This window comes from Streptomyces sp. NPDC007808 (genome assembly GCF_042868655.1).
GTDB lineage: Bacteria > Actinomycetota > Actinomycetes > Streptomycetales > Streptomycetaceae > Streptomyces.
The window spans coordinates 271,855-294,988 of the sequence record NZ_JBIAEQ010000011.1 but is presented as its reverse complement, the minus strand read 5'-3'; the positions used below and the strand labels follow the sequence as shown (position 1 = coordinate 294,988).

Here is a 23,134-nt window from a genome sequence, read left to right as displayed (position 1 = left end):
CCGGTTCACCCGCCCAGCAGGGCGGTGACGGTCCGGGCCAGGTAGGCCATCAGCCAGGCCAGGACGGTCAGATAGGTGAAGGCGATCAGCGGCCATCGCCAGGTGCCGGTCTCCCGGCGCAGGACGGCCACGGTGGCCATGCACTGCAGCGCGTACACGAAGTAGACCAACAGCCCGGCAATGGTGGGAGCGGTGAACACCGGCTCCCCGGCACGGGGTCCATCGGGGTAGGTCATGGCCTGCAGCGCCTGGTCCGGCGCTTCGGGGTCCTCGGCCGCGGCGACCTGTCCGAGGGTGGCGACGAAGGTCTCCCGGGCGCCCTGGGCCGACAGCACACCGACGTTGATGCGCCAGTCGAAGCCCAGCGGGTCGAAGACCGGGGCGACCAGGCGGCCCAGGCCGGCGGCGTAGCTGTGGTCCACGGTGTAGGCGGACACGGCGACGGAGTCGGTGGTGTCGACGCCCGCCGCGCGCAGCTGCGCGTCCGCGTGCAGGGGCAGGTTCAGCAGCAGCCACAGAGCGACGCTGGTGGCGACGATGACGGTCGAGCACTTGCGCAGGAAGGCGTGCGCGGAGGACCACATCGCCGCCAGCACCGCGCGCGGGGCGGGCAGTCGGTAGGGCGGCAGCTCCATGAAGAACGGCACGGGTTGTCCGTGGCGGTCGCCGAGCTTCTTGAACACCCAGGCCGCCAGCATCGCCGAGACCGCGCCCAGCAGGTACAGGCCGAACATGACCAGCCCCTGCGCGCCGAACGGTCCGAGTGTCGCGGCCGGGTCGACCAGCAGGCCGATGAGCAGCACGTACACCGGCAGCCGCGCCGAGCAGGTCATCAGGGGCGCGGCCATCATCGTGGCCAGGCGGTCCCTGGCGGAGGGCAGCGTACGGGTGGCCATGATGCCGGGGATGGCGCAGGCGAACGACGACAGCAGCGCCACGAAGGCCCGGCCCTCCAGACCGAAACGGGCCATCACGCGGTCCATCAGGAACGCCGCCCGCGCCAGATAGCCCACCCCCTCCAGCAGGGCCAGGAGCAGGAACAGCAGCACGATCTGCGGAACGAACACGAGCACGCCGCCGACCCCGCCGATGAGGGCGTCTCCCAGCAGTCCGGACAGCCACGGGTTGCCGACGTGGGTGTGCACCTGGTCCGACAGCCAGGCGAACAGAGTCTCCACCCAGCCCTGCATCGGGGCGGCCAGTGTGAAGACGGTCTGGAAGAACAGCGCCATGACCGCGAAGAACACGACCGTCCCCCACAGCGGATGCAAGAGCACCGCGTCCACGCGCCGGGTGACTCGGTGGCGCTCGGGAGGCCGGTAGTCGGCGAAGGCCAGGACTGATTCCGCCCAGGCATCCTGCTCGCCGGAGTCGGTGGGCGGCGCAACGGCCGGTGCCTGCCAGGTGCGCCAGGTGGTGAGCTGCTCGCGCAGCTGAGCGATGCCCAGCCCGCGGTGGCCGACCACGGGCAGCACCGGAACGCCGAGCGCCTGCGCGAAGGCGTCGACGTCCAAGCGGCCTTGGCGGCGGGCCAGTTCGTCGGTGAACGTCACCACCACGCAGGCCGGCAGCCCGCGGGCCAGGACCTGGGCGAGGAACCCCAGGGAGCGCCGTAGCGTGGTGGCGTCCACCACGACCAGCAGTGCGTCCGGCCGGTCCGCACCCTCCAGCCGGCCGTCGAGCACGTCGACGGTGATCTGCTCGTCGGGGCTGATCGGCTCCAGGCTGTACGTGCCGGGCAGATCCTCGATCGTGTGCCGGTGGTGGCCCGTCCGGGCGGTCCCGACGAAGCGGGACACGGTCACCCCGGGGTAGTTGCCGGTCTTGGCGCGCAGGCCCGTGAGGCCGTTGAAGACGCTGGTCTTGCCCGAGTTGGGAGCGCCGACCAGAGCGATCCTCGGCACCCCGGTCAGGGTCGCGTCGCCGTCCGAGGCGTCGTGGCAGCGAGAGTTCACCGCTCCACCTCGACGATGTGCACGCACGCCGCCTGGGCCCGTCGCAGGCACACCTCGTAGTCCTTGACCCGGTAGAGGACCGGGTCGCGCAGCGGCGCCCGGCGTACGGCCTCCACCACCGCGCCGGGCGTGAATCCGAGGTCGTGCAACCGGCGGACCACGGCGGGCACGCCGCCGGCGACGCGCGTCACCACGGCACGAGCACCGGGTACGAGGTCCGCGAGGGAGGTCGGCGCGGCTTCCCTGACGACGGTCCCCCGGCTGCTTGCTTCCTCGTACACCCCACCAGAGGCAGTCATCTGCGTCTCCATCACATCGTGCCCGGGGCAGTACCGCCCCGCGAGGGACTTCAAGAACGTTCGGTAAGGCGAGGCTAACTTCGCCCCTGTGATGGGCAGGTGGGGCTTGCAGCCCTATTGATATGGGTCCTCCGGCCCCATAGGGGCGGGACCATCGGGCCCTTGCTTGAGCACACCGTTGACGTCGCCGGGCATGCCAAAGGGGCTGTCCGGCCGCCTTGGTGGACGGGTGGCAGGCGGCCGGACAGCGACCGAGCCGGCAGGACACCGCGGCCAACTGCGGCCTCTATGTGTAGGAGAACGCGTAGCCCGCAGTCCGCTGCGGCGTTCCGTGGCGTCCTGCCGTTCGGTTCTGGCATGAAGATTGACCGGACCACGCCAGACGGCGCGCGGGCCGAACAGTCCCTGCGCGGAGGGCTGTTGGTCCCGTGTCTGGAGCGACGATCCGGACCGTTCGGCCCACCCATGCCGGGCGCTTCGGACCGGGCGCTGCGTCAGGAGCGGCCCGTAGCGTTCACGTTCATCGAGGACGGCAACAGCCCGGAGGCTTCGGAGGCGGCCGCAGGGCGCGCCCGGCTCCCCTCTGCCGTCGAGCACGGCGTGCCCTTCGGCCGAACACAGCCGGCCACACGCCGCGACCAGCCCCAGAGAAAGACGCGCATGATCTTCGAAGATCTCCGGACGGCCTGCCGCAAGGACCCCGCCCTGCATGGCATCCATGTGGTCGAGGTCCTGCTGTATCCCGGCCTGTGGGCAATCTGGGCCCACCGGATCACGCACAGGCTGTACCGGCTCGGCGTGCCGCTCCTGCCCCGGCTGCTCTCCCAGCTCTCCCGCGCCGTCACCGGCATTGAGATCCACCCTGGTGCGGTCATCGGCCGCCGCTGTTTCATCGACCACGGCATGGGCGTGGTCATCGGCGAGACCGCCGTCCTGGGCGATGACGTGATGCTGTACCACCGCGTCACGCTGGGCGGCACCGGCTGGTGGAGCAACACGAACACCGTCAAGCGGCACCCCACGATCGGTGACCGGGTCGTCCTCGGCGTGGGCGCCACCGTGCTCGGCCCGGTCCACGTCGGCCACGACACGATCGTCGGCGCGCACGCCCTCGTCCTCGGCGACGTCCCCGCCCACTCCCGCGTCCGCACCGCACAGTCGGCCGCCACCACCCGCCCGCACGACGCAGCGCCGGCACCCCGCTCCGGGGTCTTCACCCCCGCACACGAAGAAGAAGGACGACCATGACGGCGATATATCCCTCGATCACGTCACTGATAGGCCGCACCCCCATGGTGGCGCTGCGCCGCTACGGCGCCGACCTGCCCGTGCGCCTGCTCGTCAAGCTGGAGTCCGCCAATCCCGGCGGCAGCGTCAAGGACCGCATAGCCCTTGCGATGATCGAGGACGCGGCGGCGACCGGCGCGCTCCGGCCCGGCACACGCATCGTCGAACCGACCAGTGGCAACACCGGCATCGGCCTGGCCATGGTGGCCGCCGCCAAGGGCTACCCGGTCACGTTCACCATGCCCGAGAGCATGAGCACCGAGCGGCGCGCCCTGCTGCGTGCCTACGGCGCGGACCTCGTCCTCACCCCGGCCGCCGAGGGCATGACCGGCGCCGTCGCCCGCGCGACCGAACTGGCCGAGCAGCACGGCTGGTTCATGCCGCAGCAATTCCGCAACCCGGCCAATCCCGATGCCCACCGCCGCACCACCGCCCAGGAGATCTGGCAGGACACGGCAGGCCAGGTCGACATCCTGGTGGCCGGTGTCGGCACCGGCGGCACGGTCACCGGCGTCGGCCAGGTGCTGAAGGAGAAGAAGCCGGAGGTCACCGTGGTGGCCGTGGAACCGGCGGAGTCGGCCGTCCTGTCCGGCGGCTCCCCCGGCCCGCACCGTATCCAGGGCCTCGGCGCCGGTTTCGTCCCCGACGTCCTCGACACCGATGTCTACGACAGCGTGCGGCGCGTCTCCGCGCCCGAGGCTCGCGCCGAGGCCCGCCGGCTGGCCCGCACCGAGGGCATCCTCACCGGCGTCTCCGGCGGAGCCGCCCTCCACGCAGCCGCCACCCTGGCCCGCCACCCACAGCACAAGGGCGCCCTGATCGTCGTGATCCTGCCCGACACCGGAGAGCGCTACCTCAGCACGGACCTGTTCCACGACGAGTAGGAGGCGCCGCGGAGTCCTCCCGCCATGACTGGGCCACTGGGCCCTGCATTTCGGGACGTTCGGCCCCCGCACTCAACCGACCTCCCAAGTTAGGTTCACCTAAGTAGCAACAGCGCAAGCAGAGAGCGAGGCACGACCATGGCATCGACGGACCCCCGGGCCCTGCGCAAGCACGTACCCGTTCCCGGCGACGGACTGGACGCCGCCCGCATGCCCGGCCACTGGCTGCTGGCCCGCTTGGGCAAGCGCGTGCTGCGCCCCGGCGGTGTGGAACTGACCCGGTGGATGCTGGACGCCCTGGGAGTGGATCCGCAGGACCGGGTGGTGGAGCTGGCCGCCGGCCTGGGAGCCACGGCACGGCTGACTCTCACCCGCCGCCCGGCCGCTTACACCGCCGTCGACCGCGATCCCGCCGCTGTGGCCACGCTGAGCAGCCTCGCCTCGCCCGGCCCGACCAAAGTGCGGGCCGTTCGGTCGGACGCCGCGGACACCAGGCTGCCGGACGGCGACGCCACCGTCGTTTATGGGGAGGCGATGCTGACCATGCAGCCCGACCCCGCGAAGCGACGCGTCATACGGGAAGCACGCCGCCTCCTCAACGACTCCACCGGCCGCTACGCCATCCACGAACTGTGCCTGCTGCCCGACGGCCTCGACCCCGCGCTCGTCGAGCGGATCACTGCGGACCTCCAGGACGCCATCCACGTCGGCGCCCGCCCCCTGACCCCCGGCGGCTGGAGCGAGCTCCTCGCCGCCGAGGGCTTCACCGTCACCGCCCAGAGGACAGCACCGATGGCGCTGCTCGAACCGCGCCGGCTGATCGACGACGAAGGGCTGATCCCCGCCCTGCGCATCGCCGGCCGGGCCCTGCGGGATCCGGTCGCCCTACGGCGTGTTCTGCACATGCGCCGCGTCTTCCGACGCCACAACGCTCACCTCGGCGCGATCAGTCTGCTCGCCGTCCCCACCCCGTCCCATGCCTGAGGAGGCATCCCATGACCGCCACCGTGATCACCGACCTGACCGCTGAGCTGACCGTGCCCGAGGACGGCACCCTCAGCCGGGTCCTGTACCGCGACGACCGGCTGCGCGTGGTCGGCTTCGCCTTCGCCGCCGGCCAGGAGCTGACCGAGCACACCTCGGCCCTGCCCGTGGTCATCCAGGTCGTCTCCGGCCGCCTCGACCTCGTCCTCGGCGACGAGAAGACCGAGGCGACGCCGGGCAGCTGGATCCACCTGCCCGCACGGCTGCCGCACACCGTGCATGCCATCGAGCCCAGCGTCATGCTGCTGACCATGCTGCCCGCCCCGGAGCCGTCCGGATCCGGGGTCCCTTCCGCAGCATGACCTGCGCCCGGCCGTGGACCGGCCCTGCCCTGCTCAGCGCACCAGCGCCGTGGCCACCGTGGGCGGCAGCACGTCACACAGGTCGGTGACCCGGACATGGCCGGCGTGGCGCTCGGTGAACTGCGCGACGGAGACGTCGAGGGAGCCGAAGGACTCCTCGAACACCCGGCGCGCGTGCGGGGTCCGGTCCAGCGCCCAGGCCGCCGTCGCCCTGGAGGTGCGCAGGAAACGGCCGGGCTCGGGCCCGACGACGAACAGCTCGGCGCGACGGCCCGTGCGGTCGGCGGCAAGCATGACCAGGTCCTTGAACGTCTGCCGCTTGCGCATGGCGTCCGCGCCGCGCCATCGCGCGAGTTTGAACTCCGCCACGCGCCGGTCCGTCTCCAGGTCGAACGGCCGGTGCGGGTCGTTGCCGGCGGCCAGCGAAGGACGTACGGCGATCTCCTCCCCGTCCTCCAGGAGATACGGCAGCGCCAGCACGATCCCGGCCGCGTGAATGAGGTCGTTCAGCCGGCCGAGGCTCTCACGAACCGTCAAAGCTGCCACCATCAGTTCCGGACTGATGCCCCGGGCGGCGGCCACGTCTCCGATCTCGCCTGCGGGCCTGCCTGCCAGATCCCGCTCCAGTGCGGCGATGGCAACGGTCAACGGCTCGGCGCCCAAGAAGTCGGCCAACAGCGCGACGGCTGCACCCAGTTGAGGAGCATTGGCGCCATCAGCCGCTTCGTCTGTCATGAACGGCATTGTGCCCGACGGCACTTCGCCGGCGTGGGCGCGGCCGGCTTTCGCAACGGGGCCGATCGGCCCTCCACAGGACGACCCCGTTGGTCTCCGGCACAGGCCCGCTCACAGGGAGCCGCCCTCGGCGCGACCGCCGGGGCAGGTGTGGGCGTGCTGGTGGCAGGCATCTGGTGGGCCGTTCGGGTACGGCTGGATGTGCGTCGCCTGGCGCAGTGGGACCGGGACTGGGCCGACTTCAGCTCCCGCCGAGGCCACCGGCACGCGTAAGAACACCGCCGAACAGGGCAGTGCCGTCTGGCTACACGATCTCCAGAATGTCCGGTACCGGGCGGCGGGGCGTGGCCGGGCCCCTCGGGCCGTATCCGAGGCGCAGCACCATCTGCACCTGGCCCGTCCCCGATGCGGGGTCGCGGGCCAGCAGTCGCAGCGCGCGGTCCTCCAACGCGTGAGACGTCAGGGAGGTGGCCAGATCGGCCAGGGTCGCTTCCAGCAGGACGCGCTCCAGCGCCTGACCTGCGCGCAACCAGTCGGCCGGTCCGTCGCCAGGAGTGCTCAGCAGGGCCAGGTGCGGGGCGTGCTCGAACGTGGTGGTTCCGCGGTCCGCGACACGCCGGCGCGCGGCGAAGTCCCGCACGGGCGCCTTGCCGTCCCGCTTGCGCGGCCCGAACGCGTACTCGGGTACTCCGTCGACGGCCGTGTCCGCCTCTGGCCCGAGCCGGGTCCAGCGGACCAGGTCCTCGCTCGCGTCCGGGTCCAGAGTGTCCCGGCTCTCGGCGTCGCGGATCAGGTCGAGCACGGTCTCGGCATGCCAGAGTCCTGGGAAGAGCAGCGCGGCCCCCTCCCGCTCGGCAGCGCCCTGCAGAGTGGTCCGCACATCCTCGGGAACGTCTTTCTCGGCGAAGGGATGGCGGCTGGTGTGCCGCTCGCGAATCGCCGGGTGCAGCCGCGCCAGGTCCTCGTCCGACCGGCCCCTGGACTCGTCGGCCAGGTGGACGGCAGCGAGCAGCAGTGGGTCCTGCGGCTCGGGCAGCAGCCGGGCCTCCGGGAGGAGGTTCGCGTGCGCGGCGGCGACACGCAGGTTGAACAGTGCCGCCCCGCAGCCGATGTGCAGGGCGCGGTTGTCGGGATCGGACCGGGGCATCGCCCGCTGCGGATCGGCGCGCAGCGTCAGGAGACGCTCCCCGGTCAGGTAGTGGAAGCGCCATGGCTGGGCGTTGTGCATGGACGGCGCCGCAGCGGCGTCGGCCACCAGCCCGGTCACGGTCTTCTCATCCAGCTGCGGCGAAGCCATGGAATCCTCCTCACATGCCGCGGGCACTCCGCGGGTCTGCATCGGCGTGTACCCCGATGAGCCGCGTGCTGGGACGTGCCGGCGCCGCGGCCCGACGGCGACCGGTCCGCGCCCGACGAGCCATTTCCAGTGTCCGCCCGAGGGGCACCGGGTGTCTCACGGAATCGTGGACGCCACCGCAGGCGTGTGTGCCGAATCGACACGCCCAGCAGCACGACGGACGGCGGGCCCCGGCAAGCAAGACCCTCATCGGCCCCGATCCGGGGCCGCCTGCCCCTCAACGCACCCATGGCCCCGCAATGATCATTGGATCAGGCGCGGGCGTCGAGATCTGCCACCGCGAAGGGCTCCCCCGTCCCCGGCGGAACGGCGCCCGCGCCGGGCGGCAGCCCGTGAAGCGGCCGCCCGGCCCCAGAGGGATCGTCGCCTGCGGATCGACGAGATTCGGGCCGGCTCCGGGCCCTTTGGGGAAATGTCCCCGTTACGGGCACCGGCGCAGCCCGCCGCGTTGAGCACTTGCCACTGCGGTCGCCCCAACAGAGGTACCAGCTGGTGCGGTTGATGTGCATGGCTCCTTGTTCCGTGGATGTGGATCGGGGCCGACCATGGAATCCCGAGTCCAGCGGGCACGGACATACCGGCCCGGCAGGTGAGAGCACACTGACGGGCCGGAGGCCGGGGCCGACGGGCCGAAGGCCGGGGCCGACGGGCCGAGCTGGTCTCATTGCACGGCCCGTTCGGTCAGTTGCGAGGGAGCGTGCCGGCGACGTACTCGGTGAGGTCGAGCAGCCGGTTGGTGTAGCCCCATTCGTTGTCGTACCAGCCGAACACCTTCACCAGCTCGCCGTGTGCCTGGGTCAGCGGGGCGTCCAGGACGCAGGAGGCCGGGTCGCCGACGACATCGCGGGAAACGATCGGGGCGTCGGACACGCGCAGGATTCCCTTGAGCGGCCCGTCGGCAGCTTCCCGGAAGGCGGTGTTGACCTCGTCGGCGGTCACCGGCCGGTCGAGGACCACGCTCAGGTCGGTGAGGGAGCCGTCCTCGACGGGGACGCGTACGGCGATGCCGTCCAGGGTGCCGGCCAGCTCCGGCAGCACCAGGCCGACGGCGCGGGCGGCTCCGGTGCTGGTGGGGATGATGTTGACGGCGGCGCTGCGGCCGCGCCGCAGGTCCTTGTGCGGGCCGTCGAGGACGACCTGGTCGTTGGTGTAGCCGTGGATGGTGGTCATCAGCCCCTTGACGAGGCCGAAGCGGTCGTCGAGGACCTTCACCATGGGCGCCACGCAGTTGGTGGTGCAGGACGCGTTGGACACGACGTGGTCCCGCTGCGGGTCGTAGGTGTCCTCGTTGATGCCCATGACGACGGTGGCGTCGACGCCCTTGCCCGGCACGGACAGCAGCACCTTGCGGGCGCCGCCCTTCAGGTGCAGCCCGGCGTCCTCGCGGGTGCGGAAGCGGCCGGTGGACTCGATGACGATGTCGACGCCGAGGCCGGCCCAGTCCAGGGCGGCCGGGTCGCGTTCGGCGGTCACGGCGATGCGGTGCCCGTCGACGGTGATCGAGGTGTCGTCGTGCTCGACGGTGCGGCCGATGCGGCCGTACGTCGAGTCGTAGGCCAGCAGGTGCGCCAGCGCGGCCGGCGAGGTGAGGTCGTTGACCGCCACGACCTCGACGGCCGTACCGGCCTCGGTCTCCGCGCGCTGCAGCACCAAGCGCAGGTAGTTGCGTCCGATGCGGCCGAAGCCGTTGATTCCCACGCGCACGCTCATGTCCGTCGTCCTCCCGGTCGATCCGCGTCTGTATGCGCTGCCAGCCTGCTGGCCGGGGATGCGATCGGGCATGGGCCGTACGGGGGCGAGCCGCGGGACGTTCGGCCCCACAGCTCGCCCGGGGGTGTCAGCGGCCTTCTTGCTGCAGCCGGTCCTGGGCCTGGGTGGCGATGACGGCGGCCTGGATGCGCCGCTCCACACCTAGCTTGGCCAGCAGCCGGGAAATGTGGTTCTTCACCGTCTTCTCCGCGAGGTACAGCCGCTGCCCGATCTGCCGGTTGGTCAGTCCCTCACCGATCAGAGCCAGGATCTCCCGCTCACGGTCGGTCAGGCCCGGCAGGGCGTCGGGCTCGGGCTCCGGCTCCTGGCCCTGACGCAACCGCGCCATCAGCTTGGCGGTGGCGCTCGGGTCGAGCAGGGACTGGCCCCTGGCCACCGTGCGCACCGCCGACACCAGGTCCGAGCCCTGGATCTGCTTCAGCACGTACCCGGACGCACCCGCCATGATCGAGTCCAGCAGGGCCTCCTCGTCGTCGAACGAGGTCAGCATCAGACAGGCCAGCTCCGGCATGCGCGAGCGCAGCTCCCGGCACACGCTCACCCCGTCGCCGTCGGGCAGGCGCACATCCAGCACCGCGACCTGGGGGCGCAGGGCGGGCACGCGGGTCAGGGCCTGCTCGGCATTGGCGGCCTCACCGACCACGGTGATGTCCGGCTCGTCGTTGAGCAGGTCGTGCACCCCGCGCCGTACCACCTCGTGGTCGTCCAGCAGGAAGACCCGGATCGGGTTGTCGGGGCCGGGCTGCTCGCCGTCCGCCATCGGATACTCCTTGTTCTGCGCCGTCTGGATCCCGCACCGGACTTCACCCATGGGTGCGACCGGTCCTTGTCTATCGCAGATCTTGCGCGATCTCGGGCCGAAGGGCCAGGGCCGGTCGGCCCTACCGGCACTGGCACGCCGTCTGCCCATGGGGTACCCGGATCTGGCCGACGCCCTCAAGCCGTGGAGCGAGAATGACCTCCAGATCTTGGTCACCGGGACGGTCGGTCTCGGTCACGCCTCCTGCGGCGTACGCCCAGCACACGAATGCGGGCCGGGTGAACTGCCGCGCCGTGGCCGTCCCGCGCATCACAGCACCGCGCGGCTGGACTCGCGGCGGACCAGCCCGGCGGCTGGACTCGCGGCGGATCAGCCCGGCGGCCTGTGGGTCGCCTGGCGGGCCGGATCGGCACGAGGGCGCGGGCTGCCGCCCGTACTGCATCGAACCCACCGAACGCCGCGGCTCATCCCACAGCAGCGCAGTCCGCCGGACGGAGGGGTCGGGTGCCGCACCCGGTTCAGGGCCGACCGGCCCCACTCGTGAGGACGTCCAGCACCTGCCGCAGCACCAGGCCGCAGTAGACGCTGGAACCGCACCGCACCGACAGATTCCGAGGAGCATTCCATGAAGGCAGCAGTCGTCCGGTCCTTCGGTGAACCGCTGATGATCGAGGAACGGCCGGATCCGGAGCCCGGTCCGGGTCAGGTCCGCATCCGGGTCGAAGCATCCGGGCTGTGCCACACCGACATCCACGCCGCGCACGGTGACTGGCCGGTCAAGCCGAGCCCGCCGTTCGTCCCCGGCCACGAAGGCGTCGGCATCGTCGAGGCACTCGGCGACGGCGTGACCCACCTGGCCGTCGGCCAGCGCGTCGCGGTGCCGTGGCTGGGCTGGGCGTGCGGACGGTGCGAGCACTGCCTGTCCGGCTGGGAGACCCTGTGCGAGCAGCAGCGGAACACGGGCTACAGCGTGGACGGCGGGTACGCCGAGAAGATGCTCGCCCCGGCCGACTTCGCCGCCGTGGTCCCCGACGGTATCGACCCGCGCGACGCGGCCCCGCTGACCTGCGCCGGCGTGACCACGTACAAGGCGCTGAAGGTCGCCGGCGTCCGCCCGACCCAGCTCGTGGCGATCTCCGGCATCGGCGGTCTCGGCCACCTCGCCGTGCAGTACGCGAAGATCGCCGGAGCCACGGTCGCCGCGATCGACGTCACCGACGACAAGCTCGACCTCGCCCGTGAGCTCGGCGCCGACATCCTGATCGACGCCCGCAAGGAAGACCCGGCCGAGGTGCTGAAGCAGCACGGCGGTGCGCACGCCGCGATCGCCCTGGCTGTCAACGAGCAGGCGTTCGCCTCCGTCTATGGCGGTCTGCGGCGCGGCGGCAAGCTGGTCATGGTCGCCCTCCCGGCGCACGGCACCATCAGCGTGCCGATCTTCGACACCGTCCTGAACGGCACGTCCGTCATCGGCTCCATCGTCGGCACCCGCCAGGACCTGGAGGAGGTCTTCCAGTTGCACGCCGCCGGACGCACCAAGGTGATCTACGAGACCCGGCCGCTGGAGACCGTCAACGAGTCCATCGCAGAAGTCCTCGACGGTCGGATCAAGGCACGCATCGTCTTCGAGATGTGACCCTCCCGTATGGCCGCTGCGCCTCGTGCCCCGATCGGGGTGCAGCTCGGCCAGTGGCCAGGCCCACACCTGCCCCTGCTCAGCAGGAAGGAACAGCACTGTCATGATCCGCTACGTGTACGCGTTCACCGAGGGCGGCCGTGACATGGCCGACCTGCTCGGCGGCAAGGGCGCCAATCTGGCCGAGATGACCCGGATGGGTCTGCCTGTGCCGCCGGGATTCACGATCACCACCGAAGCCTGCCGGGCGTTCCTCGCCACCGGGCACGAGCCGGACGGACTGGCTCGTGAGGTCTCCGACCGGCTGACCGTCCTGGAGCGGGCGGCCGGGCGGCGGCTGGGGCAGGGCGACGATCCGCTGCTGTTGTCCGTCCGGTCCGGGGCCCGCTTCTCCATGCCCGGCATGATGGACACGATCCTGGACATCGGTCTCAACGACGAGACCGTTGTCGGCCTGGCGAAGTCCTCCGGGAACGAACGCTTCGCCTGGGACTCCTACCGCCGCCTTGTGCAGATGTTCGGCAGCACGGTCATGGGCGTCGCCGGCGAGCGGTTCGAGGACGCCATGACCGCGCTGAAGGAGTCGCGGAGCGCCGTCGACGACCTTGGCCTGGAGGCGTCCGATCTGGCCGCTCTCGTCGAGGTCTACAAGGACCTGATCCGTCAGGAGACCGGCGAGTACTTCCCGCAGCACCCGGCCGAGCAGTTGCGCCGGGCGATTCTGGCCGTCTTCGAGTCGTGGAACGGCGAGCGCGCCCGGCTCTACCGCCGCCGCGAGCACATCCCCGACGACCTGGGCACCGCCGTCAACGTTCAGATGATGGTCTTCGGCAACCTCGGCACCGACTCCGGCAGCGGTGTCGCCTTCACCCGTGACCCGGCCACCGGCCGCCCGGGCCGGTACGGCGACTACCTGCCGAACGCGCAGGGCGAGGACGTCGTCGCCGGCATCCGCAACACCGTCGGGCTGGACGAGCTCAAGCACGTCAACCCGGAGGCGTACGTCCAACTGCGCGACCACATGGGGCTGTTGGAGACCCACTACCGCGATCTGTGCGACATCGAGTTCACGATCGAGCGCGGCCGGCTGTGGATGCTGCAGACGCGGGTGGGCAAGCGCACCGCGGAGGCCGCGTTCGCCATCGCGGCCGAGCTGGTGGACGAGGAGCTCATCACCCCGGACGAGGCTCTGGCCAGGGTCGGCGGGGACGGCCTGGCACGGCTGATGTTCCCGCGCTTCGACACCGACGCGGTCGGCTCGGCGCTCGCGCACGGCATCCCCGCCTCGCCGGGTGCCGCCGTCGGGGCCGCGGTGTTCGACTCGGCCGAGGCCGTGCGACGGGCCGCAGCGGGCGAGAAGGTGGTCCTCGTAAGGCAGGAGACCACGCCCGACGACCTGCCCGGCATGGTCGCCGCCCAGGCCGTGCTGACCAGCCGTGGCGGAAAGACCAGCCACGCGGCCGTGGTCGCCCGCGGCATGGGCAAGGTGTGCGTCTGCGGTGCCGAGGAACTCGCCGTGGACACGCAGGTGCGGAAGTTCACGGCCAACGGCACCACCGTGGAAGAAGGCACCGTCCTCTCGGTCGACGGCTCCGAAGGCGCCGTGTACCTCGGCGCCGCGCCGCTGGTCGACTCCTCGGTGATGCGCTACTTCGAGACCGGCGAACGGTCAGCGGGCCTGGTCGACGCCGTGGCCCGGGCCATGGAGCAGGCAGACGGGGTGCGGAGGCTGGGCGTGCGGGCCAACGCCGACACTCCCGAGGACGCCGCCCGCGCCCGCCGGTTCGGAGCCGAGGGCATCGGCCTCTGCCGCACCGAGCACATGTTCCTCGGCGACCGTCGACAGCTGGTCGAGGCGATGATCCTGGCCCGTACCGACGGCGAGCGAGAACGAGCGCTGGCCGCGCTGCTGCCGCTGCAACGGCAGGACTTCGTCGGCATCCTGGAAGCCATGGACAGGCTGCCGGTCACGATCCGGCTCCTCGACCCGCCGCTGCACGAGTTCCTCCCGGACCGCACCGAACTGGCCGTGCGTCTCGCGGCTGCCGAGGCCCACGGCACCGCGCCCAGTGCGCACGACGCCGAACTGCTGGACGCCGTGAACCGCATGCACGAGGAGAACCCGATGCTCGGCCTGCGCGGGGTGCGCCTGGGTCTGGTGGCGCCGGGCCTCGTGGCCATGCAGGTGCGGGCGATCGCCGAGGCGGTCGTGGAGCGCAAGCGGGCCGGCGGCGATCCGCGAGCCGAGATCATGGTGCCGCTGATCGACACGGTCGAGGAGCTGCGGCTCGTCCGCCAGGAAGTCGAGCAGGTACTGGCCGAGGTCTCCAAGGCGTCGGGCGTCCCGGTCGAGTGCCCGGTCGGCACCATGATCGAGCTGCCCCGGGCCGCCCTCACCGCGGGCCGCATCGCCGAAGAGGCGGAGTTCTTCTCCTTCGGCACCAACGACCTGACCCAGACCACGTGGGGCTTCTCCCGCGACGACGTGGAGGCGGCGTTCTTCTCCGCCTACCTCGACAAGGGCATCTTCAAGGTCTCCCCGTTCGAGACGATCGACCGCGACGGCGTGGGGCGCCTGGTCGAGATCGCGGTCGCCGAGGGCCGCGCCGCACGGCCTGACCTGAAGATCGGTGTCTGCGGCGAGCACGGTGGCGACCCGGAGTCGGTGCACTTCTTCCACGCTGCCGGGCTCGACTACGTCTCCTGCTCACCGTTCCGGGTCCCGGTCGCACGCCTGGAGGCCGGACGTGCTGCCCTGTCCGAGACGGAGGGAAGCGACAGCAGGTGACGGGGCGCCCGGCCCTACCGTTTGAGGGCCGGGCGCCAGCCGAGTCAGGGCAACAAGGTCCGCCCGAGGAGACGCTCCCTTGCCGCGTCGAGCGCCGTTTGGTGCCTTCTGCGCGCGCCGATGACGCGGTTGTGCCAAGGGACGCCGTAGGCGGCCGACAGCGGAGTGCCGATGCGGAGGCCGGAGCAGGGGGCGGGGCCGGAGCCGCCGGAGGGGCTGGTGCGACACCGACCTTCGATGCGGCGAAGCAGCCGACGTCCCAGAAGCAGGCGCGGGAGTTGATCCGGAAGGTGATTCCCGGGCCGGAACTGTTCGGGCCGGGGGTGGTACGGGCGGCGCCGTACGAGAGCGACCCACCCGCTGGGCGGTGCTGGGCGAGGACTGCGCGTGGCAGCAGCAGGAGCTGCCGAAGAGCGTATTGGCCTCCCTGACCCGGCACTTCGAGTCACCCGCGGCGGGCGGCGGCGCGGCGCTGTGGGCGGCGCTGCGGGACGACGGGGAGGATCCGGCGGCACAGTCCGCGGGTCCCCGCCGGGTCATCGGGCTCCAGGCGGATCTGAGCGGACCGCAGAAGGAGGCAGGAAAGGCGCAGGAACGGAGCGCCCGGCTGGCCGTGGAACGGTTCAACGCTCATCGGCCGGCTCACCGCACTCGCCGCGAAGAGCGGCCGACGCCCCAGCCGTGCGCAGGCGAAGGAGACGTTCAAGCGGTGAGGTCAACGCCATACAAGGTGCGCCCGCCGATGAGCTCACGCCCGGTGACCAGTTCCGGCTCGATGCGAACGAAGACCTCCTGCGGGGCGGGCACCCAGGAGACCGGGCCGGTGCGGGCCAGGCGTTCATGCTCGGCGTGATCGGTCACGACCGTGGCCGTGCCTGTAACGACAACGCTCCAGCCGGAGTGCCTGGCCGCGTCGACGTCGTCTGCCTCGAAGGCGACCACCGCGCCGTCGATCGCGCGGACCAGATCCGAAGCCGCGGAGGTGCGCAGCAGCACCGCGCCGTCGTCGTCGAGACCGAAGTTGACCGGCAGTACGGCGGGCAGCGCCCGGCGCGTGTAGACGATGCGGCCGACGGGCACCTTGGCCATCAGCCGCAGACATTCCTGCCGCCCGAGTTCGCGGAAACCGTCGTTGGGATACATCTGCCAACCTGTCTTTCGCCTGGTACAGCGGTACTGCGTCTTGTCCAGCCTGAACCGTGTGAGGCTCGGCACGAGGGGGCCATCGGTCCCGGCCATAGCGGAGAACGACCCGTGTCACGCCGCGATCGATCCCCCAGTGGGCCCTGGCCTTCCGGGATGGTGCTGGTCCTGCTTGGGCCGGCGGGCTGCTTCACGCCCGCGCGGCGGGCGCGGCAGCTCCACCCGAACCGGGCAGTAGGGCCGACCGGCCCTACCGTCACTTCGCTTTGCCCTGTTGTCTCAGACCATGTCCGGGATTGACCCCAGGTCCACGCCTCACCTCAGGGAACACACCGTCGGTGAAACCATCGTCGTGGAGCTGCGTGGCGAGATCGACATCTTCACTGCGCCGCTCCTCGCGGCCCGCCTGGACGCCCTGACCGCCGACCCGCACCCCGATCTGGTGCTGGACCTGCGCTTCACGGCCTTCATCGACTGCACCGGCCTGGGCGTCCTATGCCGAGCCCGGAACCGCAGCGAGGCGCGGTACGGCCGGTTGCGGCTGGTCACCGACAGCGTCGGCTTCCGGCGGATCCTTCGAGCCGTGGGCCTGGCGGGTGTCTTCGAGCTGCACTCCAGCCTGAACGATGCCCTGGTCCGTACGTCCGCGGTCGTCGCCACGGGCTGATGACCGGCCCGGGGCCTACCGGCTCGGCAGCGCCTCATCGAGAACCTTGCCCGGGGCGCGCCGCGGGCTCGCAGCGCCTTCGGGGCCGTATCCGAGGCGGATGAGCATCTGCGCATGCCCGGTCCGCCCGGGCGTCGGGCTCAGGGAACGGCGCAGGTCCGGCCACTCCTGTGCCTGGTGCAGCAGGGAGGCGCGCAGACCGTGAGCGGTGGCGAGGAGCCACACGTGCTGGAGTGCCTGGCCGGCCCGCAGCCAGTCGGCGCGGCGGTCGTGCTCGGTGATCAGCACAGCAAGGACGGGTGCCGCCTCAAAGGGTCGGGCGAGAAGCCGCTCGGTGTGCCGCTGCGCGGTGAAGTCCCGCAGGGGAAGATGTTCGCGGGCGTCCTGGGGACCGAGCACCGCCTGCGGCAGGCCCACATCGGGAGTCGGCTGCAGGTCGTGGTGCACCCAGCGGTTGCTCTCCGCGGCGCGGTCGGTGTCCAGGCGGTTGCGGCGCTCGGCCTCTGCGGTCAGGCGGAGCAGTCGCGCCGTCTCGACGGGGTCGGGGAACCACAGCCGCGCGCCCTCCACACGGGCGGCTTCACCGAGTTCGCTGCGCAGATACGGTGCCAGCGGCCGGCCCGAGAACGGCAGGCGGCTGCTGTGCCTGCGCCAGATCGCCTCATAAAGGTCGGCGCGGTGCCCTGTGGGGCGGGCAGCGGACCCGGCCAAGCGCACGATGGCGAGCAGGCCGGGGTCCTCGGGGGTGGGCAACAGGCGGCTGACCGGCGACCATCCGCAGTGCGCGATCGCGACCCGGAGGTTCAACAGGCACGTCCCCACCGAAAGGTGCAGGGCGCGGCCTGCCGGGTCCGTGTGCCGCAGGCCGCGTTCAGGGGCGGCGCGCACCTGGAACGTGGCCGACTCGGCGTCCAGGCGGAAGCGCCAGGGCTGGGTGTTGTGGATCGAGGGCGCGGCGACCGCGGCCGTCACGCAAGTCTCCGGAATCACGGCGTCCAGGGTTGTGCTGTGCATGATGCCCTCCTCGCGCGTCGGCGTAGGACAGGGGGTGCTGGTCCTACGAGCGTGGGTGCCCGGCCAAAGTCCTGTGAGGGGCCGATGGTCCCGCCGCCAGGCCCGGACGGGCCACACCTCACCGAGTGAGCGGCATGCGGGAACACCCTCGCCATTTCCCGCCTCCGGTCCCCGTCCGGGCAAGGGCTGAACAGCACTCCACCGGCCGCGAGTTGGCCCCTTCCGGCGCGCAGCCCGCCACCGGGCGGAGGTGGCGGGCTACCGGTCACGCACGCCCGCCGTGCTGCCTGGAGGCTCATGCCAAGGCTCGTTGGCGGCATCTCAGCCGACGATCAGGTCAGGGCGCACAAGCGTCCCCGACCTCCCGTGAACGATCTCGTACGCCGCGTCGAGGGCGCCGATGGCCGCCAGTCCTCCGGTACGTTCGACGAACCGGGCGGCGGCCTCCACCTTGGGGCCCATGGAGCGTCGGGGTAGCCTCCGCGGCGCAGGTCGTCGGGGGTTGCGTCGAGGACGGGCTGCGCGTCATGGGTGCCGTAGCCGGCGTAGACGCACGGAACGTCGGTGAGGATGAGCAGGAAGTCGGCCTTGAGGTCCTCGGCGAGCAGAGCCGCCGTGAGGTCCTTGTCGACGACCGCCTCCACTCCGTGCAGCGCGCCGGTGTCGTTGTCGGCGGTGACGGGAACGCCTCCCCCGCCGGCGCACAGGACCAGCGCGCGGCTGCCCAGTAGTTCGTGGATGGTCTCGATCTCCAGGATCCGTTCGGGCGACGGTGAGGGGACCACGCGGCGCCAGCCGCTGCCGTCCTTGGCAATGTGCCAACCGTGCCTGCGGGCGAGGGACTCGGCGACCTTGCGGGAGTACACCTGGCCGACGAACTTCGTGGGCCGGCCGAAAGCGGGATCGTCGGCCCGCACGAGGGTGTGCGTGACCAGCGCGGCGATCCGGTGTCCGGGCAGCGCGTCGTGCAGTGCGCGGACCAGCAGCGAGCCGATCATCCCTTGCGTCTGGGCGCCGAGCAGGTCCAGCGGATAGGGAGCCCTCAGCGCCGGATCGGCGGCGCTCTCCTCGGCGAGCAGACCGATCTGTGGCCCGTTGCCATGGGTGACCACGACCTCGTGTTCCAGGGCGAGGGCGGCGATCGCCGTGGTCACCCGATCGATGTTCGCCTCTTGAATATCGGCGTCGGGGCGTTCGCCCCGGTGCAACAGCGCGTTGCCGCCGAGAGCGATGACGATGCGCATGACTTCGGTCCTCCGGGGTGGCCACGAATACAGCGCTGATGGTGTGCAGCCGGTTCTCCGCCTGGTCGAAGGGCGATGGCTTCCCGGCTCACTGCTCACTGCTCACTGAAGTACGGGGATCCGATCAGGTCGGCGGTGCACCTCCGCCGCTTCCACGACGGCCGACCGATCGCCGGCACGAAACCGCTGCGTCCGCAGTGCCAGTGCGTCGAACACCGCACTGAGCACAGAAGTGACCGCCGTGGAGACCGCCAGAAGAACCGCGAACAGCTTCCAGAACTCAGAGGTCAGTGACGTAGCCACTCTGCACATCCCCTTCCACCGAGTGGTCTGTCGTCTTCATCGAACATCCGGACCTGTTGCGGCGCATGGTGCCGATGGACCCGGACGCGGGGCCGGGCGGCCCGGCCGTGGGGCCGTGTGGCCCATCGCCCGGCCCAGGCCACGGGCGCACGCTGAACACCCCAGACCCGTACGCCCTGATTGGAGGCACGTCATGAACGCTCCCGCCACGGCTGGCATGCTGCAGGCGCTCCCCGCCGAGCACCGGCAGCGGCTGATGCGCTCTGCCCGGGAGGTGTCGTTCCCCCAGGGCACCCGGCTCTTCGAGGAGGGCGGCCGCGCCGACCGGTTCTGGATCATCCGTACCGGCAGCGTCGACCCCGACATGCGCGTGCCTGGTCGCCGGGCCGCCGTCATCGAAACCCTCCGGCACAACGAACTCATCGGCTGGTCCTGGCTGTTCGCCCCGCACACCTGGCACCTGGGCGCCGAGACGACCAGCCCGGTGCGCGCCTACGAGTTCGAGCCACCGCGATCCGCTCGATGTGCCAGGACGACCCCGCGCTCGGCGCGAGTGTCGCACAGTGGGTGGGCGGAGTTCTCGCCCACCGCCTGCGCTCGACCCGCATCCGGCTGCTCGACCTGTACGCCCCCCACGGCAGCGGCAGCCTCCTGTGACGACACCGACGAGTCGAAGCGACAGCGCCCCAGGGGGCATGATGCACGGCGGCCCGCACATCGTCAGCGACGTGATGACGCACACCGTCGCCGCCATCGGCCACGGCGCCACCTTCAAGGAGATCGTGCGGATGATGCACGGCTGGAAGGTCAGTGCCGTGCCCGTCCTGGAGGGCGAGGGCCGCGTCGTCGGCGTCGTGTCCGAGGCCGACCTGCTGCCCAAGGAGGAGTTCCGCGACAGCGACCCCGACCGCCACACTCAGCTGCGACGCCTTTCCGACCTGGCCAAGGCCGGCTCGGTCACCGCCGGGGAGCTGATGACCTCCCCCGCCCTCACCGTCCACGCGGACGCGACCCTCGCGCAGGCCGCGCGGACCATGGCACGAGCCAAGGTAAAACGGCTCCCGGTCGTCGACGAGCTGGGCATGCTGCAGGGCATCGTCAGCCGCGCCGACCTGCTGAAGGTGTTCCTGCGCGACGACGAGGCCATCGCGGAGGAGGTCCGCCGGGAGGTGGTCTCGTACCTCTTCCCCGCGCCGACGTCCGCCGCCCGTGTGGCCGTGCGGGACGGCATCGTGACGCTCAGCGGCCGCATCCGGGACACGTCCCTGGTCCCCGTGGCCGCCCGTCTGATCCGGGCCGTTGAAGGAGTCGTGGACGTGGAGTTCGACGTCTCCGGGCACGGCCGTTCTTCGGAGCCGGCCCCTGCTCCGTCGAGTCACAGCGAGGACGCCTCAACCTCGTGACCCACCCGAGCCCACACCGCACTCCTCCCGCACGCGGTGGCTCTGGCCAGGACGAGGCCGTCGCCGCTCTCGCCGTCGCGTTCCGGACGACTCCGGCTTCGCCGTGCTCCCCCGCCGTCGAGTCATCGCGATGCGGCGGCGAGGCCCGATCACACCGGCCGAGCCGACGGCCGCCTGACAAGCGTCGCCGCCACCAGCCGGAACCCGGTCACCCCGCCGGCATGACGCTCCACGTTGGGGAACAATTCCGACACCACCAGCAGCACCGCATCCCTCCCATCACAGCAGCCACCACCGTGCGTTCGTGGAACGACTACAAGCGCAGGCACCGAAGCAGCCGCAGCACTGCGCGGCTGCCACGCTGCGAGGCCGAGGCGTCGAGCGGACCGCTGCTGAACAGCCATAGGAGGCGTTCGGCCAGGTCGCGGCGGTGCCGCCGGAGGAAGCGGCGGGCGGGCTTGTGCCAGCGTCCGGCGTACAGTCCGCCACCGACCACCACGGCGTCGTACGACGCCACACTCGCGACGGATTGGGCCGGAAGGGCCTCGACCGTCAGCCCTTCTTGCGCAGGACGTCGGCAATGGCTTCGGCGATCTGCGCCGTTGATCCGTTCGTGGTTCGGTAGGTGGCCAACAGGGTGCCGGTCATGGGATACGCCTCCTCTCACAATCGGCGCAGCCAGTCGTCGGCCACGCCGTGCAGCGCCTGTTCCGGGGTGGGCAGGTGCGCGTCGTCCAGTCGGTAGGTGAGCTTGTCGACCACACCGACCACGCCGTCGATCCGGCGGGTCATCGACAAGGCGATCTCCGTCTCGCTCTTGCGTTCCATGTGACCGGTGAGCGTGACAACGCCCTCCACCACGCACACGTCGATGCCGCGGGGCGCCAGCCACAGGGTGCTCACCAGTACCTCTTCGATCACCTCGTCGCGGATCTCCTTGTCGGGGCGCAGGAAGACCTGGAGCAGGTCGCGGCGGGTGACGATGCCGACCAGCTGGTCCTCCTCGTCGAGCACCGGCAGCCGTTCCACCTGGTGTTGGGCCATGGTGCGGGCGGCCTCGACGATGGTGTCGTCGGCGTGGGCGGTGACGGGCGGCTCGGTCATGAGCCGCCCGGCGGTGCGGGCGTTCGCTTTCGCTGCCTGCCGTCGGCTACCACGCGTCAGCCCGGGGAACGTGAAGCGGCGGCGCGGTGCGTACGGGTCGGGGGTAGCGGCCTGGCGTGCGATCAGGTCCGTTTCGGAGATGACGCCGATGACCTTGTCGTCCTCGTCGACCACCGGCAGTCCGCTGATCCGGTGGGCCGCGAGCAACCTCGCGACCTCCTTGAACGGGGTGCCGTACTCGGCGCGGACGACATCCGTGGTCATCACGGAGCCGACCTTGTTGTGCTTCATGTCTGTTTTCTCCTCTGTGGACTCAGCGGAGCCGGCGCAGATAGGGGTCCTGGGGCCTGCACGGCACGAGACGGATCCGCGCGTCGAGCACGGTGACGCCGTCCGGTGTCGCGAGGACCGGGTTGAAGTCGGCCTCGGCCCGCCCAGGCCGTCATCGACCGGGTACGAGCGCCCGCCGCGTGATCTGCAGACCTACGTCCCGGACCACGCGGCGAGCCTATGAAGCGCCGGTCAGGCGTCGTGCACCCGGTGCGGTACGACGGCGACCGGGCAGGCGGAGTGGTGCAGTGCCGCATGGGCGACCCGACCGAGCTGGAGCCCGAAGAGTCCCTCGCGACGCCTGGCACCGACGACGAGCAAGTCAGCTTCGTGCGAGGCGTCGACCAGTACCCGGCGGGCGTGGCCCTCGACGGTACGCCGACGCACGCTGACATTCGCCGGGACGTCCTGCAAGGCCGCCTCCAGTTCCTCCGCCGCCTGCTGCTCGTGCAGGCGGGCGGGCTCACCGGCCAGCTGGGGGTGGTCGGTGGTCTCGTGCGCGGGGCTCCGCCAGGCCCGTACGGCTTCCAGGGGCACGCCGCGTCGCCGCGCCTCCTCGGCGGCGAACCTCACGACCGCCGACTCCTTCGCCTCATCGCCGATGCCCACGACGACACGACCGTGGACCGGGGGCGTCGCCTGGTTGTCGTGACTGCCGCGCAACACGATCACCGGGCAGTCGGCGTGGGCGGCGACGGCCAGGCTGACGGAGCCGAGCAGCATCTCGGCGATGCCGCTGCGGCCACGGGTGCCCACCACCAGCGCGGAGGCGTCCCGGGCCTCGCGCACCAGGGCGTACTCCGGTTCCTCGAACACCACGTCGGCGCTCACCCGCAGGTCGGGGTGCCGGGAGCGTGCCCGCTCGGCGGCGGCGCCGACGACGTCCTGGGCCAGAGGCACCGCGGACGGCTTGCCGATGTCACGGGCGAGTGCGGCACCCTCGTACCGCTCCCACAGGCAGGCGTACACCACCCGCAGCGGCACCCCACGCAGCGCGGCCTCGTCGGCCGCCCAGTCGACGGCCCGCAGGCTCGGCTCGGAGCCGTCCACGCCCACGACCAGGGCCCCGGTGAGGGCTCGTTCGGCCGGTGCCTTCATGATCTCCACTC

At 71.4% G+C, this 23,134-nt stretch carries 18 protein-coding genes and 4 pseudogenes; 10 read left to right on the top strand and 12 right to left on the bottom strand.

Going from position 1 to position 23,134, the window contains the following annotated elements:
- Positions 1-5: 5 nt before the first annotated feature.
- Both ACFYNL_RS36250 and ACFYNL_RS36245 read right to left on the bottom strand, forming a co-directional pair.
- Positions 6-1,955 carry a ferrous iron transporter B gene (locus ACFYNL_RS36250; protein WP_388811492.1) on the bottom strand — a complete coding sequence of 650 codons (1,950 nt, stop codon included), beginning with the start codon at positions 1,953-1,955 and terminating at the stop codon, positions 6-8.
- The gene (locus tag ACFYNL_RS36245) at positions 1,952-2,254 is read right to left on the bottom strand and encodes a ferrous iron transport protein A (RefSeq protein ID WP_388811490.1); all 303 of its coding nucleotides are present in this window, start codon (positions 2,252-2,254) and stop codon (positions 1,952-1,954) included. Before ACFYNL_RS36245 ends, ACFYNL_RS36250 begins: the two co-directional genes overlap by 4 nt.
- Before the next feature lie 660 nt (positions 2,255-2,914).
- Here ACFYNL_RS36245 and epsC point away from each other — a divergent pair.
- The 4 genes from epsC (at position 2,915) to ACFYNL_RS36225 (ending at position 5,771) form a co-directional block, all read left to right on the top strand.
- The gene (epsC, locus tag ACFYNL_RS36240) at positions 2,915-3,502 is read left to right on the top strand and encodes a serine O-acetyltransferase EpsC (RefSeq protein WP_388811487.1); all 588 of its coding nucleotides are present in this window, start codon (positions 2,915-2,917) and stop codon (positions 3,500-3,502) included.
- The gene (gene cysK, locus ACFYNL_RS36235; RefSeq protein WP_388811484.1) at positions 3,499-4,425 is read left to right on the top strand and encodes a cysteine synthase A; all 927 of its coding nucleotides are present in this window, start codon (positions 3,499-3,501) and stop codon (positions 4,423-4,425) included. Before epsC ends, cysK begins: the two co-directional genes overlap by 4 nt.
- Positions 4,426-4,563: 138 nt before the next feature.
- Positions 4,564-5,409 (top strand): class I SAM-dependent methyltransferase, encoded by an 846-nt coding sequence (locus ACFYNL_RS36230; protein ID WP_388811482.1) that lies wholly within the window; start codon positions 4,564-4,566, stop codon positions 5,407-5,409.
- A gap of 11 nt (positions 5,410-5,420) precedes the next feature.
- Positions 5,421-5,771, top strand: a complete 351-nt coding sequence (locus tag ACFYNL_RS36225) for a cupin domain-containing protein (RefSeq protein WP_388811480.1) — start codon at positions 5,421-5,423, stop codon at positions 5,769-5,771.
- Positions 5,772-5,804: 33 nt separating this feature from the next.
- Here ACFYNL_RS36225 and ACFYNL_RS36220 read toward each other — a convergent pair whose 3' ends face one another.
- The 4 genes from ACFYNL_RS36220 to ACFYNL_RS36205 form a co-directional block, all read right to left on the bottom strand.
- Entirely contained in the window at positions 5,805-6,506 is a 702-nt protein-coding gene (locus tag ACFYNL_RS36220; protein WP_388811479.1) for a PE-PGRS family protein, read from the bottom strand.
- 304 nt (positions 6,507-6,810) lie between these two features.
- Positions 6,811-7,803, bottom strand: coding sequence for an Acg family FMN-binding oxidoreductase (locus ACFYNL_RS36215; protein WP_388811476.1), 993 nt, complete (start codon positions 7,801-7,803; stop codon positions 6,811-6,813).
- Positions 7,804-8,544: 741 nt separating this feature from the next.
- The gene (gap, locus tag ACFYNL_RS36210) at positions 8,545-9,573 is read right to left on the bottom strand and encodes a type I glyceraldehyde-3-phosphate dehydrogenase (RefSeq protein WP_388811473.1); all 1,029 of its coding nucleotides are present in this window, start codon (positions 9,571-9,573) and stop codon (positions 8,545-8,547) included.
- 127 nt (positions 9,574-9,700) lie between these two features.
- A complete protein-coding gene (locus ACFYNL_RS36205; protein ID WP_388811714.1) occupies positions 9,701-10,393 on the bottom strand; it encodes a response regulator in 693 nt (230 codons plus the stop codon).
- A 625-nt stretch (positions 10,394-11,018) separates the two neighbouring features.
- On the opposite strand from ACFYNL_RS36205, the gene adhP reads away from it, so the two are divergent.
- Positions 11,019-12,029 carry an alcohol dehydrogenase AdhP gene (adhP, locus tag ACFYNL_RS36200; RefSeq protein WP_388811471.1) on the top strand — a complete coding sequence of 337 codons (1,011 nt, stop codon included), beginning with the start codon at positions 11,019-11,021 and terminating at the stop codon, positions 12,027-12,029.
- A gap of 103 nt (positions 12,030-12,132) precedes the next feature.
- Positions 12,133-14,817, top strand: coding sequence for a pyruvate, phosphate dikinase (gene ppdK / locus ACFYNL_RS36195; protein ID WP_388811469.1), 2,685 nt, complete (start codon positions 12,133-12,135; stop codon positions 14,815-14,817).
- 702 nt (positions 14,818-15,519) lie between these two features.
- Here the strand turns inward: ppdK and ACFYNL_RS36190 are convergent.
- Positions 15,520-15,960, bottom strand: coding sequence for a pyridoxamine 5'-phosphate oxidase family protein (locus tag ACFYNL_RS36190; protein WP_388811466.1), 441 nt, complete (start codon positions 15,958-15,960; stop codon positions 15,520-15,522).
- 286 nt (positions 15,961-16,246) lie between these two features.
- On the opposite strand from ACFYNL_RS36190, the gene ACFYNL_RS36185 reads away from it, so the two are divergent.
- Positions 16,247-16,627 carry an STAS domain-containing protein gene (locus ACFYNL_RS36185; protein WP_388811463.1) on the top strand — a complete coding sequence of 127 codons (381 nt, stop codon included), beginning with the start codon at positions 16,247-16,249 and terminating at the stop codon, positions 16,625-16,627.
- 15 nt (positions 16,628-16,642) lie between these two features.
- Here ACFYNL_RS36185 and ACFYNL_RS36180 read toward each other — a convergent pair whose 3' ends face one another.
- Both ACFYNL_RS36180 and ACFYNL_RS36175 read right to left on the bottom strand, forming a co-directional pair.
- The gene (locus tag ACFYNL_RS36180; RefSeq protein WP_388811461.1) at positions 16,643-17,641 is read right to left on the bottom strand and encodes an Acg family FMN-binding oxidoreductase; all 999 of its coding nucleotides are present in this window, start codon (positions 17,639-17,641) and stop codon (positions 16,643-16,645) included.
- 321 nt (positions 17,642-17,962) lie between these two features.
- A pseudogene (locus ACFYNL_RS36175) lies at positions 17,963-18,885 on the bottom strand (carbamate kinase).
- A gap of 496 nt (positions 18,886-19,381) precedes the next feature.
- On the opposite strand from ACFYNL_RS36175, the pseudogene ACFYNL_RS36170 reads away from it, so the two are divergent.
- Together ACFYNL_RS36170 and ACFYNL_RS36165 are read left to right on the top strand one after the other, a co-directional pair.
- Positions 19,382-19,845, top strand: a pseudogene (locus tag ACFYNL_RS36170) (cyclic nucleotide-binding domain-containing protein).
- 41 nt (positions 19,846-19,886) lie between these two features.
- Positions 19,887-20,591, top strand: a complete 705-nt coding sequence (locus ACFYNL_RS36165; RefSeq protein WP_388811712.1) for a CBS domain-containing protein — start codon at positions 19,887-19,889, stop codon at positions 20,589-20,591.
- A gap of 358 nt (positions 20,592-20,949) precedes the next feature.
- Here ACFYNL_RS36165 and ACFYNL_RS36160 read toward each other — a convergent pair.
- Positions 20,950-21,239 (bottom strand): annotated as a pseudogene (locus ACFYNL_RS36160) (flavodoxin domain-containing protein); the annotation flags it as partial.
- A 15-nt stretch (positions 21,240-21,254) separates the two neighbouring features.
- On the bottom strand, positions 21,255-21,986 hold the full coding sequence (locus tag ACFYNL_RS36155) for a CBS domain-containing protein (RefSeq protein ID WP_388811459.1): 732 nt from the start codon (positions 21,984-21,986) through the stop codon (positions 21,255-21,257).
- Positions 21,987-22,125: 139 nt separating this feature from the next.
- On the opposite strand from ACFYNL_RS36155, the pseudogene ACFYNL_RS36150 reads away from it, so the two are divergent.
- Positions 22,126-22,209: pseudogene (locus ACFYNL_RS36150) on the top strand (polyphosphate kinase 2); the annotation flags it as partial.
- Between the two features lie 8 nt (positions 22,210-22,217).
- On the opposite strand, the gene ACFYNL_RS36145 reads toward ACFYNL_RS36150, so the two are convergent.
- Positions 22,218-23,123: a universal stress protein gene (locus ACFYNL_RS36145; protein WP_388811457.1), complete on the bottom strand. Its 906-nt coding sequence runs from the start codon at positions 23,121-23,123 to the stop codon at positions 22,218-22,220.
- Between the last annotated feature and the right edge of the window lie 11 nt (positions 23,124-23,134).

What these genes read in the sequence shown, in the direction of transcription:
- ACFYNL_RS36245 (WP_388811490.1), bottom strand. Translation starts at nt 2,254, where the DNA reads ATGACTGCCTCTGGTGGGGTGTACGAGGAAGCAAGCAGCCGGGGGACC.
- epsC (WP_388811487.1), top strand. Translation starts at nt 2,915, where the DNA reads ATGATCTTCGAAGATCTCCGGACGGCCTGCCGCAAGGACCCCGCCCTG.
- cysK (WP_388811484.1), top strand. Translation starts at nt 3,499, where the DNA reads ATGACGGCGATATATCCCTCGATCACGTCACTGATAGGCCGCACCCCC.
- ACFYNL_RS36230 (WP_388811482.1), top strand. Translation starts at nt 4,564, where the DNA reads ATGGCATCGACGGACCCCCGGGCCCTGCGCAAGCACGTACCCGTTCCC.
- ACFYNL_RS36225 (WP_388811480.1), top strand. Translation starts at nt 5,421, where the DNA reads ATGACCGCCACCGTGATCACCGACCTGACCGCTGAGCTGACCGTGCCC.
- ACFYNL_RS36220 (WP_388811479.1), bottom strand. Translation starts at nt 6,506, where the DNA reads ATGACAGACGAAGCGGCTGATGGCGCCAATGCTCCTCAACTGGGTGCA.
- ACFYNL_RS36215 (WP_388811476.1), bottom strand. Translation starts at nt 7,803, where the DNA reads ATGGCTTCGCCGCAGCTGGATGAGAAGACCGTGACCGGGCTGGTGGCC.
- gap (WP_388811473.1), bottom strand. Translation starts at nt 9,573, where the DNA reads ATGAGCGTGCGCGTGGGAATCAACGGCTTCGGCCGCATCGGACGCAAC.
- ACFYNL_RS36205 (WP_388811714.1), bottom strand. Translation starts at nt 10,393, where the DNA reads ATGGCGGACGGCGAGCAGCCCGGCCCCGACAACCCGATCCGGGTCTTC.
- adhP (WP_388811471.1), top strand. Translation starts at nt 11,019, where the DNA reads ATGAAGGCAGCAGTCGTCCGGTCCTTCGGTGAACCGCTGATGATCGAG.
- ppdK (WP_388811469.1), top strand. Translation starts at nt 12,133, where the DNA reads ATGATCCGCTACGTGTACGCGTTCACCGAGGGCGGCCGTGACATGGCC.
- ACFYNL_RS36190 (WP_388811466.1), bottom strand. Translation starts at nt 15,960, where the DNA reads ATGTATCCCAACGACGGTTTCCGCGAACTCGGGCGGCAGGAATGTCTG.
- ACFYNL_RS36185 (WP_388811463.1), top strand. Translation starts at nt 16,247, where the DNA reads ATGTCCGGGATTGACCCCAGGTCCACGCCTCACCTCAGGGAACACACC.
- ACFYNL_RS36180 (WP_388811461.1), bottom strand. Translation starts at nt 17,641, where the DNA reads ATGCACAGCACAACCCTGGACGCCGTGATTCCGGAGACTTGCGTGACG.
- ACFYNL_RS36165 (WP_388811712.1), top strand. Translation starts at nt 19,887, where the DNA reads ATGCACGGCGGCCCGCACATCGTCAGCGACGTGATGACGCACACCGTC.
- ACFYNL_RS36155 (WP_388811459.1), bottom strand. Translation starts at nt 21,986, where the DNA reads ATGAAGCACAACAAGGTCGGCTCCGTGATGACCACGGATGTCGTCCGC.
- ACFYNL_RS36145 (WP_388811457.1), bottom strand. Translation starts at nt 23,123, where the DNA reads ATGAAGGCACCGGCCGAACGAGCCCTCACCGGGGCCCTGGTCGTGGGC.